16 protein-coding genes are annotated in these 13338 nt (G+C 61.3%); 6 read left to right on the top strand and 10 right to left on the bottom strand.

Annotated elements, in window-relative coordinates; all coding sequences use genetic code 11:
• Together BMX99_RS17995 and BMX99_RS17990 are read left to right on the top strand one after the other, a co-directional pair.
• Nucleotides 1–1902 (top strand): heavy metal translocating P-type ATPase (locus tag BMX99_RS17995; RefSeq protein ID WP_093454972.1); only part of this gene is annotated, 1902 nt, incomplete at its 5' end.
• A gap of 63 nt (nt 1903–1965) precedes the next feature.
• Complete coding sequence (locus BMX99_RS17990) at nt 1966–2478, top strand: L,D-transpeptidase family protein (protein WP_076981267.1); 513 nt, start codon at nt 1966–1968, stop codon at nt 2476–2478.
• Nucleotides 2479–2487: 9 nt separating this feature from the next.
• Here BMX99_RS17990 and lnt read toward each other — a convergent pair whose 3' ends face one another.
• The 10 genes from lnt to BMX99_RS17940 are packed head-to-tail and all read right to left on the bottom strand — an operon-like array spanning nt 2488 to nt 9910.
• Nucleotides 2488–4065, bottom strand: a complete 1578-nt coding sequence (gene lnt / locus BMX99_RS17985; RefSeq protein WP_076981268.1) for an apolipoprotein N-acyltransferase — start codon at nt 4063–4065, stop codon at nt 2488–2490.
• Complete coding sequence (gene lspA / locus BMX99_RS17980) at nt 4032–4490, bottom strand: signal peptidase II (RefSeq protein WP_058249023.1); 459 nt, start codon at nt 4488–4490, stop codon at nt 4032–4034. The genes lnt and lspA overlap by 34 nt, the downstream gene beginning before the upstream one ends.
• A gap of 28 nt (nt 4491–4518) precedes the next feature.
• Complete coding sequence (locus BMX99_RS17975) at nt 4519–5301, bottom strand: ZIP family metal transporter (protein WP_038008344.1); 783 nt, start codon at nt 5299–5301, stop codon at nt 4519–4521.
• A 12-nt stretch (nt 5302–5313) separates the two neighbouring features.
• Nucleotides 5314–5769, bottom strand: a complete 456-nt coding sequence (locus BMX99_RS17970) for a DUF411 domain-containing protein (protein ID WP_043772538.1) — start codon at nt 5767–5769, stop codon at nt 5314–5316.
• Nucleotides 5770–5772: 3 nt separating this feature from the next.
• Nucleotides 5773–7146 (bottom strand): M23 family metallopeptidase, encoded by a 1374-nt coding sequence (locus tag BMX99_RS17965; RefSeq protein WP_043772535.1) that lies wholly within the window; start codon nt 7144–7146, stop codon nt 5773–5775.
• Nucleotides 7143–7769, bottom strand: a complete 627-nt coding sequence (locus tag BMX99_RS17960) for an SCO family protein (protein ID WP_093454964.1) — start codon at nt 7767–7769, stop codon at nt 7143–7145. Before BMX99_RS17960 ends, BMX99_RS17965 begins: the two co-directional genes overlap by 4 nt.
• Nucleotides 7769–8236 carry a copper chaperone PCu(A)C gene (locus tag BMX99_RS17955; RefSeq protein WP_093454963.1) on the bottom strand — a complete coding sequence of 156 codons (468 nt, stop codon included), beginning with the start codon at nt 8234–8236 and terminating at the stop codon, nt 7769–7771. Before BMX99_RS17955 ends, BMX99_RS17960 begins: the two co-directional genes overlap by 1 nt.
• Nucleotides 8237–8259: 23 nt before the next feature.
• Nucleotides 8260–8919 carry a DsbA family protein gene (locus BMX99_RS17950; protein ID WP_093454962.1) on the bottom strand — a complete coding sequence of 220 codons (660 nt, stop codon included), beginning with the start codon at nt 8917–8919 and terminating at the stop codon, nt 8260–8262.
• Nucleotides 8916–9338, bottom strand: coding sequence for a disulfide bond formation protein B (locus BMX99_RS17945; protein ID WP_093454961.1), 423 nt, complete (start codon nt 9336–9338; stop codon nt 8916–8918). The genes BMX99_RS17950 and BMX99_RS17945 overlap by 4 nt, the downstream gene beginning before the upstream one ends.
• A gap of 5 nt (nt 9339–9343) precedes the next feature.
• A complete protein-coding gene (locus BMX99_RS17940; protein WP_093454960.1) occupies nt 9344–9910 on the bottom strand; it encodes an SCO family protein in 567 nt (188 codons plus the stop codon).
• Nucleotides 9911–10117: 207 nt separating this feature from the next.
• On the opposite strand from BMX99_RS17940, the gene BMX99_RS17935 reads away from it, so the two are divergent.
• The 4 genes from BMX99_RS17935 to BMX99_RS17920 all read left to right on the top strand — a co-directional run bounded on the left by BMX99_RS17935 (nt 10118) and on the right by BMX99_RS17920 (nt 12986).
• Entirely contained in the window at nt 10118–10546 is a 429-nt protein-coding gene (locus BMX99_RS17935; RefSeq protein WP_093454971.1) for a MerR family transcriptional regulator, read from the top strand.
• A gap of 103 nt (nt 10547–10649) precedes the next feature.
• Nucleotides 10650–11228: a cation transporter gene (locus BMX99_RS17930; protein ID WP_093454959.1), complete on the top strand. Its 579-nt coding sequence runs from the start codon at nt 10650–10652 to the stop codon at nt 11226–11228.
• 95 nt (nt 11229–11323) lie between these two features.
• Nucleotides 11324–12079, top strand: a complete 756-nt coding sequence (locus BMX99_RS17925; protein WP_093454970.1) for a transglutaminase-like domain-containing protein — start codon at nt 11324–11326, stop codon at nt 12077–12079.
• Nucleotides 12069–12986 carry a cation diffusion facilitator family transporter gene (locus BMX99_RS17920; RefSeq protein WP_093454958.1) on the top strand — a complete coding sequence of 306 codons (918 nt, stop codon included), beginning with the start codon at nt 12069–12071 and terminating at the stop codon, nt 12984–12986. The genes BMX99_RS17925 and BMX99_RS17920 overlap by 11 nt, the downstream gene beginning before the upstream one ends.
• Nucleotides 12987–13338 lie beyond the last annotated feature (352 nt).

The raw sequence follows: 13338 nt of genomic DNA, 5'->3' as shown, positions 1-13338 counted from the left end.
GGGGGGGCACTCGGCCTCTTCGCAGGGCACGGCGAAGCGCCGATGCCACGGGTCGAGGCAGGGCTATTCGCGGTTGCGATCCTGTTCGGTGTCTGGCTCGTGGCACCCAAGGCATGGTCGTCCGCACGGAGACTGTCGCCCGACATGAACCTGCTGATGGTGGTCGCGGTGGCCGGTGCCATAGGGCTTGGCGAATTCTTCGAGGCGGCGACGGTTGCGTTCTTTTTCTCGCTCTCGCTCTACCTCGAAAGCTGGAGCGTCGGGCGTGCGAGGAATGCGGTCTCGGCGCTCTTGGACCTTGCACCACCGACGGCGCGCGTGATCCGCGAAGACGGAAGCGAGGCCGACGTTCCGGCGGCCCAAGTCGCCGTAGGCTCAAGCTTCATAGTACGCGGTGGCGACCGTATCCCGCTCGATGGTGAGGTGACGGACGGCGCCGGCGCGGTCGATCAGGCGCCAATCACCGGAGAGAGTGCGCTGGTCCCAAAGGAACGAGGCGACGAAGTCTATGCCGGTACGATCAACGGCGAAGGCACACTGACGGTGCGCGCCACGAAGGCCGCCTCGGACACCGTGTTGGCCAAGATCATCCGCATGGTCGGTGACGCCCATGCCCGCCGCGCGCCCGTGGAGCAGTGGGTGGCGAAATTCGCCCGCATCTACACGCCTATCGTCATGGCTCTCGCCATTGCAATTGCCCTGCTGCCGCCGCTCATTTTCGGGGGGGCCTGGGATTATTGGTTCTACAATGCACTCGTTCTGCTGGTGATCGCCTGCCCGTGTGCTCTGGTCATCTCGACACCGGTCTCCATCGTCGCGGCGCTCACCGCTTCGGCGCGGGCGGGCGTACTCATCAAGGGTGGTGCCTATGTCGAGGCACCGGGTCGGACCACCGCGCTGGCCATGGACAAGACCGGCACAATCACAATGGGCGAGCCCGAAGTGGCGGCTGTGCATCCGCTGGGCGGGGCTTCGGCGCAAGATCTGATGACCCTCGCCGTTGGGCTGGAGGCACGTTCCTCGCATCCCTTGGCGCGCGCCATTCTCGCGCGGGCAGAAGCCGACGGCATCAAGGTATCCGCCGCGGAAGATACCCGAACCGTTCCGGGCAGGGGACTTGAAGGACGCACAGACGGCCGGTCGATCTGGCTGGGGTCGGACCGGTTTGCCGAGGAGAAGGGATTCGGCGATGCCATTCCGAAGGATTTGCGCGACCGCATCGAAGGGGCTGGCAGCACCCTTGTTGCCGTAGGCGACGACACCGGCGTCACCGGCATCCTGGAATTGCGCGACCGTATCCGCCCCGATGCCAAGGGCATCGTGGCACAGCTCCACGCGCAAGGCGTGAAGACCATCGTCATGTTGACGGGCGACAACGAGCGGACAGCGCGCGCCGTTGCCGCCGAGGTCGGCATCGACGAGGTCCGTGCCGAGCTTCTGCCCGAAGACAAGGTGACAGCCATCGAAGAACTGGTCGAAACGCATGACATGGTGGCCATGATCGGCGACGGGGTGAACGACGCCCCCGCCATGGCGCGCGCGCATTACGCCATCGCGATGGGTGCTGTTGGTTCGGACGCGGCAATCGAGACGGCTGATATTGCCCTGATGACCGACGACCTCGGGAAGGTGCCTTGGCTGATCGGTCATTCGCGCCGGACAATGTCGATTATCCATCAGAACATCGGTATTTCCTTGGCGACCAAGGGCGTTTTCGTTGTCGCTACCGCGTTCGGACTGGCATCGATGTGGGGCGCGATTGCAGCCGACGTAGGGGTGTCATTGCTGGTGGTGGCCAATGCCCTGCGCCTGCTGAACGGCCAAGAGGCCAAGGCGCCGCCGTCCGGCGGTGAGCAGGTTGGCCCACAGATGACAAAAGCCGCGCTTGCCCACGGACATTGATCAGGCAGCATTTGCAAGGTAACGTAATGTCCATATCAGACCTCACGAAAGAGGCGTCGAGCAGTGAAAACCATCCGATTTCCCCGCCGCGCCGTCCTGTTGGGCGGGTTGGCAGCGTTTCTGTCTGGCTGTGCCAGCAAGTTCCGCAGCTATGGCGGACCCGAAGTGACCCGTGTTCGGCTTTACAAGGGGCAGCGTTTGCTTGTTCTCGACGGAGCCGATCGCGTATTGCAAACCTATCCGGTCGGGCTGGGTTTCGCTCCTGAGGGTCACAAGCAATTCGAGGGAGACGGCCGGACCCCTGAGGGCGCTTACGTAGTCGATAAGCGCAACCCCGACAGTACGTATCATCTTTCGGTTGGCATCTCTTATCCGAATCAGGCCGACATCGCTTTTGCCGAGGCGCAGGGCCGATCCCCGGGGGGCGACATCTTCATCCATGGTGGTCCACGACCCGGCATCGATCCGACGGACGTCCGCGACTGGACAGCTGGCTGCATCGCGGTCACAGATCGGCAGATCGAGGACATCTATGCAATGGTGAAAGACGGAACACCTATCCACATCTTTGCATGACGGTCTTTCTCATGCGGCGGTAGTGAGCCGTCGCATTGGCGCCATTGCTGAGCTCCACGAAGCCAAGATGAGCGCCAACAGCATCCAGTCCCCGAAGCTCGCGTAGAGTGTCGGCGGTCGCGCGGAGGGCAGGCTAGCGTCGATGATGCCCGTTTCGCCGGTATCGAGCCGCGCAACGATCTCTCCGCTCGCGTCGATGACCGCAGAGATGCCCGTATTCGCGGCTCGGATGACAGGAAGGCCTTCCTCTACGGCGCGCATCCGTGCGGAAGCCAGATGCTGCTCGGGTCCGATGCTGGTGCCGAACCAGGCATCGTTTGTCGCGTTAAAAATCCAGTCGGGTCGGAACAGGTCGTCGACCACATGGCTTGGGAAGATGATCTCATAGCAGATCGCCACGGCGACCAGCGGCACACCCGGAAGCGCAAGCGTTCGCGGGCCCGGTCCGGGCGTAAAATCGCCCAGACCCGCCGTGAGCCGCTCGATGGGCAACCAGCCGCGGAATGGGACATATTCGCCGAACGGCACGAGATGGTATTTCGCGTATCCGGTCAGGATCTCGCCCGTCTCGCCAAAAGCCTGGACCGTGTTGAAATATCGGGTGCCATCGTCGCTCGGTACACGGTCCGGCACCCCGGTGAGCAGCACGCTGCCTTCCGGTAGCGCGGCGGCAATGCGGGCCTGCGCCTCCGTATCCTCATCGAGGAAACCCGGAAAGGCGGTTTCCGGCCAGAGAAGAACGTCGAAATCGCCGCGCCGGGTTGAAAGCTCAAGATAGCGCGCGAATGTCGCCTCGCGGTTCTCGGGCGCCCATTTCTCCTCTTGTGGAATGTTGCCTTGGACAATGCGCAGGTCGACAGTGGGTGGCTGTTGTGCATCCGACTGGAGGCGAAGTGTGCCGACAGCCCACATCGTCGCTATGCCGGCCAGCGCCATGAGCGAGATGGTCAATCGTTGCCGCCCGGACGCCATGGCAGCCGCGCCGGGGAGTACCGCAACGAACACGGTGAGAAAGCTTAACCCATAGCTTCCGACCCAGGCGGCGGTCTGGCGAAGGGCGGCGTAGTCTACAAGTGCGTAACCGGCCAGATTCCAGGGAAACCCTGTCAGAACGTGACCACGCAACCACTCGGCCACGGTCCAGGAGGTCGCGAACAGGAGGCAGGCCAAGAGACTGCCCATGGCTCCGCGCCGCGCGATTTCGGCAAAAAGCGCAGCGGCAATGGCTGGGAAAATCGCGAGACCTGCGGACAATCCCGCGACCGCCGGAATCGCCATCGTCCCAAACCGCTCGGCCTCGACGTAGAAACTTTCCGCGATCCACCAAATCCCGAAACCGAACTGGCCGAGACCAAACGCCCAGCCGACGAGGAAAGCGCGCCCGAAGGAGAGATCGCGAAGCCCGACAAACAACGCGGAATAGGCAACGGGAACGAGCAGGAGAATCGAAAGAGGCGGGAAAGTCAGAACGGTCATCGCCCCGGCGGCGAAACCAAGCGTCATCCGCGAAAGAAAACGGTGGCGCAGAGCGATGCGATTCAGAATTTCCGGCTTCACGACTTGATCGAACGCCGCGCGCTGATCCATGGCGCGGCGAGCAAGAGCCCCACGCCACTGACGACAAATACATCGGCCAAGTTGAAGGCAGGCCAATGTGTTGTGCCAATGTAGAAATCGAGAAAGTCTGTTACAGCCCGATACCGCACACGATCGATGACATTGCCCAGGGCTCCGCCAATGATCGCACCGTAGGCAAGCGTTTCCACCGCATTGTCGGCGCGAAACAGCATAACCCCCAGCCAAACACAGATGGCAAGAGCGAGAGCGATGAGGCTCCACCACGGCGCGCCGCCCAACATCCCGAAAGTCACGCCGTCATTACGATAAAAGACGAGGATGAATCCCGGAAACACGGGAATTCCGGCGCTTAAAGTGACGGCATTCGCAACGACAATGGCTTTGGTGATCTGATCGATCGCGAACGCAGCAAGTGCTGCGAAGACGCCGATCATCGGAGATACCTTGTTTAGTGACATTGCCTCATCCCAACCAGACATCAAGGAACAGCATCAGAACGAGCCCGACTGCGAGACCGAGCGTCGCCCTGTTCTGATGGCCGCTGCGATGGGTTTCGGGGATGATTTCGTGGCTAATGACGTAGAGCATTGCGCCCGCGGCAAAGGCCAGACCCCATGGAAGCAGCGGTTCCGACAGTGTGATGATGCCGGCCCCGAGCAAACCGCCAATCGGCTCGACCATGCCCGTCAGCGCCGCGATGCCCCAGGCGCGCAGCTTCGGATATCCCTCGCCCAGCAGAGATACAGCGACGGCCAATCCTTCGGGCGCATTCTGAAGCCCGATGCCGATGGCGAGCGGCAGACCGCCCTCCATACCTCCGGATCCGAAGCCGACCCCCACGGCAAGGCCTTCAGGGAAGTTGTGGATCGTGATCGCAATGATGAACAACCAGACCCGCCGCAAAGACGCCGCTTCGGGCCCTTCGCGTCCCGTCTTGAAGTGCTCGTGCGGCAGCTTTTCGTTCATCAGGGCGACAGCCCCCATGCCCAGAAGAATCGAAACGCATACGATGGCCGCAGGCATCGCGCCGTTTTCGAACATCGGCTCCGCCGCATCCAATGCCGGGATGATCAGCGAAAAGAAAGAAGCGGCGAGCATCACACCGGCAGCGAAGCCGAGCGACAGATCGCGTGTGGCCCGAGACGGGATGCGCCCGAACAGCACGGGAACTGCTCCGACTGCTGTGAGCGATCCGGCGGCAAGACTTCCGAGAAAGCCGAGCATTATCGGAGACAAATTTTCCATGGGCGGGCCAGATTATCCTTCGGCGTAGCTCGAAAAGACTTCCGTCGACCCGTCCTTGCGGATGAGGAAGACATCATAGGCCTCGCGGTCGTCTTCTGGCCCCATGCCGGGCGAGCCATAGGGCATCCCCGGAACAGCGAGGCCGACGGCGTCCGGGCGCTCCTCGAGAAGGCGGCGGATGTCAGCGGCCGGTACATGGCCCTCGATCACGTAGCCGTCAATGAGCGCGGTGTGGCAGGAGACCATGCGCTGCGGCACGCCGTTGTCTAGCTTGAAGCGCACGAGAAGCCCGCCGAACATGTCCTGGCCGGTCGGCACAAACCCGTTCTCTTCGAGATGTTTCATCCACGAGAGGCAGCAGCCGCATCCGTTGGTCTTGCGGACGTCGATCGCCGTTGCCTCTGCGAGGGCCTGGGCCGCTGGGAACAGGGCGAGCGTGATGGCAAGAGCTTGGGTCATGCGTTTCATGGGTCAGAGCCTTTCGGTTGTCGTTTTGGCAATCTCGCTGCCGAGGTTTTCATTCAGAAGCGCCCGCGCCTCGGCCAGACGCGAGAGCGCGGCGGTATCATCCGCATCGCTCTCGGCCGCTTCGGCGAGCCGGTCGTCAGAGAGGGGGTCAGTCGGGCGCCCATCCACGAGCACCTCATAGTGCAGGTTCGGACCTGTCGCCGTGCCAGTCGCGCCGACGCGGCCGATCACGTCTCCCGCCGCAACGCGTTGGCCTTGTGCCAAGTCTTCCGGCACGGCGCTCAGATGCGCGTAGCGCGTCATGGTGTCGGAGCCGTGCAAGATTTCGACCACGCGACCATATCCGCCGCGCCAGCCGATGAAATTGACCCGCCCCGGTGCCGTCGCTTGAACCGGTGTCCCACGTGCCGCTGCAAAATCGACGCCGGTGTGCATCCGGACGTTGCCAAAGACCGGATGCGTGCGGCGTCCGAACACCGAGCTGAGGCGCGCGCCCTCGACCGGCTGTGCAAAGACGCGCAGCACCTCGCCATCGACGTAGATCGTCGCCTGACCGCTGCCGTCGTCCGGCCATACGATCTCGTAAAGCGAACCGCCGATCTCCAGTGCGGCGAAGGCGAGTTCGGGCTGTCCGATCCTGTCCTCGCCGACCCGCGCCTCACGCCAGAGAAGCCTTAGTGTTTCGCCGCCGGACATCTCGCGGCGGAAATCCACGGTCCCACCCAGCATCTGCGCAAGGTCCACGGAAAAACGGGCGGGTATGCCGGCTTCGTCGAGTGCCGCGAAGATCGAGCTGTCGATTACGGCTTCGCCGGCAAGGGTTACGATCTCCGGATCCGGAGCCACGACCTGTGTGGACAACTGCTCGCCGAAAACCACCTCGATCCGAACCCCGTCCTCGACGGCGAGTGAGACGGTGCGGGGGCTGCCGTCCATGGTCGAAGCAACAGTGACCGAGTGCCCCGGCCGCAGCCGTCGCAGATCGTATTCCGCGCCAAGCGCGAGGGCAACTTCGGCTCTGTCAGGTGCCGCAAGTCCAGCTTCGGACAGCAAGAAATCGAGCGTCTCGCCAGCTGCAACGTCGCGCGACCATGTCGACAGCGGTGGCTCGATCGCCCGTACCGGCCTGTCGGCAACAGCGACCTGCAGAAGGGGCAGCGGGCTGAGATTGTGTGCATCGTCTGCCCATGCCGTCACGGGCAGCGTCACGGGAATGTCAACGTTCTGGGGGACTTCAGGACGTTGGGGCATCCAGCTACCTGCCTGGACAAGTTCCGGCGGCACGGGTTCTTTCGACAAAAGATCGAAGATGGCGATAGCCGCACCCGAAACCGTCCCCGCAATTGCAACACAAGCCGCCAAAGTTCTGAGCCTCATGTCGCCCCCTCCGTTTCTTCTTCCAGCGCGCGGCGAATTTTCGGCACCGCGAATTCTCTGGGTTCGTGATAGTCGATCATGGTGACGAACCGCCCAGAGGCTGCGAACAGGAAGACGCTCGCGGTGTGGTTCATCGTGTAATCGCCGCTTTCCGTCGGCACCCGCTCGTAGGTGGCACGGAAGCCGTCCGCGACGCGCGCTATCTGCTCCTCGGGCCCCGTCCAGCCGCGGATCGCCGGATGGAAGTAGCCGACATATTCGGCCATCGTTTCGACAGTGTCGCGCTCGGGATCGACCGTGATGAAAGCCACGTTCATCTCGTGGGCCTCGTCTCCCAGATCGTCGAGCCATCCCGAAATGTCAGAGAGCGTGGTCGGGCAGACATCGGGGCAGTAGGTGAAGCCGAAGAACGCCATCGTCGGGCGGCCGATCAGGGTTTCTGGCCCGACCGCGTTGCCCTCATGATCCGTCAGACGGAAATCCATCTCGGTCAGAGCCACAGGCCGCTGCCCGACAGGTTCGGGTCCACCGGGTCCATCGACCTGCCACCAACCGACGAAGAGCATCAGGGCGACCGCCCCGACACCAGCCGCGCCGTACCCCAGGATCGCTCGTCGCCGCATCAGTCCTCTGGCCCCCGCGCGGCGATTCCGAGGATCGGCACCTCGACCGTCATTTCGCCTCCGTCGTCGAAAAGCAGGGTCAGCGGAAAGGTGTCCCCTTCCGTCATCGGTTCTTGTAGCCGCATCAGCATTGCGTGCAGGCCCCCCGGTTCGAGCGCGACGCTCTCGCCCGGGGCGATCGCGATCTCCCCCGCCGGGCTCATGGAACTCACACCTTCGGCATTTGTCTTCGTCTCGTGAATTTCGGGCATCATCGCGAGCGGTGTTGTAAGACCGATCAGCGTCACAGGCTCGTCGCCAGTGTTGCGGATCTTCATGTAGGCGGCCCCGGGACGGTTCATCCCGATGGAGGCGCGGGACCACGCGTTCTCGACGACAACATCCTCGGGTCCGGCCAGCGCGGGCACCGAGAGCCCTCCAAGGGTCAAAAGCGCGGCCAGTGTGCTGGTCAAAATATACTTTTTCATCGTTCTGATCCTGCCTTTTCCATTCAGCTTTGCGCGGCAGCGACTTCGGCAGCCACCAGACGACGCAATTCTGCCTCTCCGAATGGATCGAGCGGCTTGCCGTTCACGAAGAATGTGGGCGTCTGGCGAATTCCCACGGTCTCGACGTCGGCACGATCCTGATTCAGGATCGCCACGACATCGGGCGCCAGCATTTGCGTGCGCGCGGCCTCGGCATCGAGTCCGGCCGTGGTGGCGATCTGAAGGATCAGGCCAGGCGCCGGGGCACCGTGCGAAGCCCATCTCGGCTGTTCCCGCAGAACGGCCTCAAGCACCGGCACGTAAACGTCCTGCATGCGCGCCGCCTCGAGCACGCGGATCGCTTCCTCGGATGCCGCGCCGTGGAAGGGCGTGTAGCGGATCACGACGCGGACAGCATCCCCATGCTCGGCCATGATGTCCTTCACGATGGGATGAAAGGCGCGACAGGCCTCGCAGGCCGGATCGAAGAATTCGACGATCGTGACGGGCGCCTCCGCAGGTCCGAGGATGGGCGAGTAGGGGCGGATCATCGCCTCAGCAAGTTCCGGAGCAACAGGCTCCGCTTCGGCCACCGGGCCGGGGCGGGTTGCAAACCAGGTGGCTCCGCCGAAACCGGCGACGCCGAGGGCGAGAACGGACAGGATCAGGCCGCGTCGGTTCATGTTCGTGTGTCCTTCAATGAAAGGGCCGACAGCGCCCCGATCAGCGCGAAGGCGGCGAGCGCCATCAGCGGGATAGGGATGCCGAAGACCAGTTGGTTGTCATCGGTGCAAGAGGGGCCGGTGGCCGTGCAGGGCTGGATGCGTTCGGGAACAAGACCGACGTACAGCCCCATGTGCCACAGGGCGATTGCGCCGCCGCCAAGCGCCAATGCGATGCCGTAGCGCCCCACGCGGCCGTCCCGCCACCAAAGGCCGAGCCCGAGGACAATGGCCAAGGGGAACATGAAGGCGCGCTGGAACCAGCATAGCACACAGGGCGTCTGCCCCAGCACCTCGCCGATGAAAAGCACGGCAAGCGAGGCGACGAGCGCGATGATCCACGCCAGCCCGAGGGCTGTTTCTCCGGACATACGGATCATGTCGGTCAGATCCTCTCTTCCAGATCGGCGAGGATCTCTTCGGCGGAGGTGCCGTAGGGCCACGAGTCGGCGAAGCCCGCGTCGGGATCGAAGAGGAACAGATGCGACGTGTGGCCCATCGTGTAACCATCCGGCGCCGCAGCCTCTTCGACGCGTTCGAAGAAGATCGGAAAGGTCTCGGATGTAGCGGCGATCTGTTCCGGCGTGCCGGTCAGCCCGATGATGCCCGCATCGAACAGCGGGACGTATTCGGCGAGTGCTGCGGGCGTGTCTCGTTCAGGGTCGATTGTTATGAAAATCGGCTGGACCTTGGCGGCATCGTCGCCCAGACTGTCCATCACCGCCGCGACCTCGGATAGGGTCGTCGGGCAGACGTCGGGGCAGTTGGTAAAGCCGAAAAAAACCAGCATCCAGCGCCCCGCAAAGTCCTCCTCGGTTCGAACCATACCCTGGTGGTCCGTCAGTTCGAACTCAGCGAAAAAAGGCGGTTCGGCGTCGGTTCGGGCGCTATCGGCACGATAATCGGACCATAGCAAAAGCCATACGAAGGCAAGCGCTGCCACGCCTGCCAAAACCCAAAGAAACTTCTGTGCCGATGTAAGGGACAATCCTGTTCGCCTGATTTTGATTCTTATTGCCTGTGCGGATACATCCTCTAGCTGCTAGAGGTTCAAGCACGAAATCATGGTATAGCTTGAACTCACGCGTCTATGAATCCGACACTTGTTTATTCCGACGGCAAAACCTACACAAACTGTATCTTTTTCATGGAGGCGAAAATGCTCACGATCGGTACTCTGTCAAAGAAGACTGGCACAAAAGTGCAGACCATCCGGTACTACGAACAGATCGGACTCATGCCCGAACCTGGCAGGACCGAAGGCGGACAGAGGCGCTACGACAATGCACAGCTCGACCGACTGTCCTTCATCCGCCATTCGCGGCAACTCGGTTTTTCGCTCGATGCGATCCGCGAGCTGCTCGACCTCAGCGACCATCCCAACCGCCCCTGCGACGAGGCAGATGCCATCGCGCGTCGCCAGCTCAAACAGGTGGAGCAGCGCATGGACCGCCTGAAGGCGCTGCGCACGGAACTGAAACGCATGGTTCACGAATGCAGCGGCGGGCGGACGGGAGATTGCAAGGTGCTTGAGGTGTTGCGGGACCATTCGGAATGCTTGACCGAGCACGAGGAAATCGGGGCCTGAAGGAATTCAGCCAACATTCCGGCTGGAACGCAGATCAGCCGCAGAAGTTAATGTGTCCTACAACACAAGCTGGAACCACAAAATGGCCGCTAGACAAGATTCAATGGAGAGACGGACGCTTTGGATCGTTCTGGCGCTCAATATCGGTTTGGCCGTGGCCTTTTTCGCAACAGGCGCCTTCGGCGACTCAAGTGCCCTGATCGCCAACGGGCTCGATAACCTTTCCGACAGCTTCGTCTACGCGATCAGCCTTTTCGCTTTGTCCCGATCCGACAAATGGAAACGCGGGGCGGCGAACATCTCCGGTGGGCTGCTGATCCTGTTCGCTGCAGGCATCCTCTACGATGCGTGGCGGCGCTATGTCGGCGGGTCGGATCCGCTCGGGACGATCATGATCACCATGGCCCTGATCGCCGCGGCGATCAACGCGGTCTGCGTCTGGTTGCTCGCCCGACTTCGCGAACCGGACGTCAACATCCGCGCGGCGAACACCTTCAGCTGGAACGACTTCGCCGCAAACCTCGGGATCGTCGTGGCTGGCGGTCTCGTCGCCTGGCTGGGAACGAACTGGCCGGACATAGTCGTGGGTGTGGTCGTGGCCGGGATCGCGGCGTGGGGCGGTATCGACATCCTGCGCGATGCACACGGCGAACACCACAAAGCGGTTCACACGGACAAATAGTTGCGGGAGATTCTTTCTGAAAGAAAGGATTGAAGCTACAGTGACTATAGCAATTAGTCTTGTTCCAAGACGATTCGAGGAGCGACCCGTTGCAGATGACCGACCCCCTACTTGTACCCACCAAACTACTGGATTTTGATGCCGCGCCTCTTGCGCGTCTAATTGAGAACCGCAGCTGGCGCGGCTTATCCGAATACGATCGGATCGGAGCTGCCTATGATTTCGTTCGGAATGAAATCGCGTTCGGATACAATCGAGCTGACGACATCCCCGCATCCGAAGTGCTTTCCGACGGCTATGGGCAGTGCAATACCAAAGGCACGCTCTTGATGGCGCTGCTGCGTGGTGTCGGCATTCGTTGCCGGTTGCATGGGTTTACGATCCATAAAGGCTTGCAGCGCGGTGTTGTACCTGAGCTGGTGTATCCGCTTGCTCCGCAGGAAATTCTCCACTCATGGGTCGAGATCGAATTTCAAGGTGCCTGGATCAACCTTGAAGGCTTCATCCTGGATGACGCTTTCCTCAAAGTCCTGCAAACGTCTTTCTCGGACACGGACAGTCTCTGCGGTTATGGCGCGGGCACGGATTGCCTTGGCGCGCCTCCCGTCGCCTGGAACGGAGAAGATACCTACATTCAGAAAACCGGCATCGTGCAGGATTTCGGCGTGTTTGATACGCCGGACGCCTTCTATTTGTCCCATGAGCAATCCTTTGGATGGCTGCGTGGTGCCTTATACCGTCATATCATACGCCACTGGATGAATGCGCGCGTACGTGGTTTCCGCAGCGGCCGCCTGAAGACTGACCGACGCGCGACACACGCGCATGAGGAGCCTGCCAATGCCACATGACCACGGGCACGCGCATATCGATCCGGATTCTGGCGATCGGCGGGTTGCCATCGCGATCTGGGCGAACGGGCTTCTTACCGTTGCGCAAATCGTCGGGGGCATATTGTCGGGCAGCCTGGCACTGATCGCCGATGCGCTGCACAACTTTTCCGATATGGCCTCGCTTGTCATTGCCTTTGCCGCACGCAAGATCGCGCGCCGCCCAGCCGATGAGCGTATGACCTTCGGCTATGGTCGGGTCGAAATCGTCGCGGCCCTGATCAACTACACCACCCTCATCGTGATCGGCTTCTATCTGATCTACGAAGGTGGCATGCGCATGATTGATCCACCCGAAGTCATGGGGTGGACCGTCGTCATTCTCGGTGGAATCGCGCTTGTGGTCGACACGCTGACCGCAATGCTGACCTATTCGATGCAGAAGGGGAGCGTGAACATCCGTGCGCTTTTTCTCCACAACCTTTCGGATGCGTTGGCTTCAGTGGCCGTCATAGTCGGCGGGACGCTCATTATACTCTATGAAATGCGTTGGGTTGATCCGGCCATCACCATCGGCATCGCGCTCTACATCCTGTATTTGTCCTTCACCGAAATAGGGGGCCCAATTCGAACCCTGATGCTTGGAAGCCCGCCGGATGTGGATGGAAACGACGTGGTCAGAGCGATCCAGTGTGTCGATGGCGTTGTGGACGTGCATCATGTCCACCTGTGGCAAATGCAGGAGCACGCTGCGGCATTGGACTGCCATATTGTCGTCGAACGCGACCGGATGAGTGAGGCCGACAAAATTAAAGAAAACGTCAAATCAGTGCTGCATGAACGTTTTTCAATTGAGCATTCCACGCTTGAGTTTGAAGCGAGCGACAATGCGCATAAAGAGGCACAGGTGTTCGGACACCGCTCATGACGGTGGTTCAAAGCATCTAATGGTCATTGGCCTCCTGTCCGGTCTGGTATTGATTAGCGCGCTTCTTTGCCCAATCTTCCACCCATCTAGGCACATTTGGTCTCCGAACAGCGAAAGATCAGTCATTCCAAACTTCACATGGGGACTCACATTGGCCGTGTTTGGAGCGATGATCGCTTCGGGCAACAGGCGCGCACCCGTCAACCGCAACCTCGCTTGGATGGAAGCCAGAGCCCCACTTCGCGAAATATCCGGGCAAAGAATAATTCGGATGTGGTGCGACGCAATCCATGGTGATCGGAAGGCGTCTGAATATGGTCTGGTTTCACACGGCGCGACTACGTCAAAAAGT

Origin of the sequence: Pseudooceanicola nitratireducens (assembly GCF_900109195.1) — a bacterium.
In the GTDB taxonomy this organism is placed as follows: domain Bacteria; phylum Pseudomonadota; class Alphaproteobacteria; order Rhodobacterales; family Rhodobacteraceae; genus Pseudooceanicola; species Pseudooceanicola nitratireducens.
The sequence above is the reverse complement of the archived record's forward strand: the minus strand, read 5'-3'. Positions and strand labels throughout refer to the sequence as shown.

What these genes read in the sequence shown, in the direction of transcription:
- BMX99_RS17975 (WP_038008344.1), bottom strand. Translation starts at nt 5,301, where the DNA reads ATGGAAAATTTGTCTCCGATAATGCTCGGCTTTCTCGGAAGTCTTGCC.
- BMX99_RS17925 (WP_093454970.1), top strand. Translation starts at nt 11,324, where the DNA reads ATGACCGACCCCCTACTTGTACCCACCAAACTACTGGATTTTGATGCC.
- BMX99_RS17965 (WP_043772535.1), bottom strand. Translation starts at nt 7,146, where the DNA reads ATGAGGCTCAGAACTTTGGCGGCTTGTGTTGCAATTGCGGGGACGGTT.
- BMX99_RS17920 (WP_093454958.1), top strand. Translation starts at nt 12,069, where the DNA reads ATGCCACATGACCACGGGCACGCGCATATCGATCCGGATTCTGGCGAT.
- lspA (WP_058249023.1), bottom strand. Translation starts at nt 4,490, where the DNA reads ATGATCGGCGTCTTCGCAGCACTTGCTGCGTTCGCGATCGATCAGATC.
- BMX99_RS17935 (WP_093454971.1), top strand. Translation starts at nt 10,118, where the DNA reads ATGCTCACGATCGGTACTCTGTCAAAGAAGACTGGCACAAAAGTGCAG.
- BMX99_RS17930 (WP_093454959.1), top strand. Translation starts at nt 10,650, where the DNA reads ATGGAGAGACGGACGCTTTGGATCGTTCTGGCGCTCAATATCGGTTTG.
- BMX99_RS17970 (WP_043772538.1), bottom strand. Translation starts at nt 5,769, where the DNA reads ATGAAACGCATGACCCAAGCTCTTGCCATCACGCTCGCCCTGTTCCCA.
- BMX99_RS17955 (WP_093454963.1), bottom strand. Translation starts at nt 8,236, where the DNA reads ATGAAAAAGTATATTTTGACCAGCACACTGGCCGCGCTTTTGACCCTT.
- BMX99_RS17950 (WP_093454962.1), bottom strand. Translation starts at nt 8,919, where the DNA reads ATGAACCGACGCGGCCTGATCCTGTCCGTTCTCGCCCTCGGCGTCGCC.
- BMX99_RS17945 (WP_093454961.1), bottom strand. Translation starts at nt 9,338, where the DNA reads ATGATCCGTATGTCCGGAGAAACAGCCCTCGGGCTGGCGTGGATCATC.
- lnt (WP_076981268.1), bottom strand. Translation starts at nt 4,065, where the DNA reads ATGGATCAGCGCGCGGCGTTCGATCAAGTCGTGAAGCCGGAAATTCTG.
- BMX99_RS17960 (WP_093454964.1), bottom strand. Translation starts at nt 7,769, where the DNA reads ATGCGGCGACGAGCGATCCTGGGGTACGGCGCGGCTGGTGTCGGGGCG.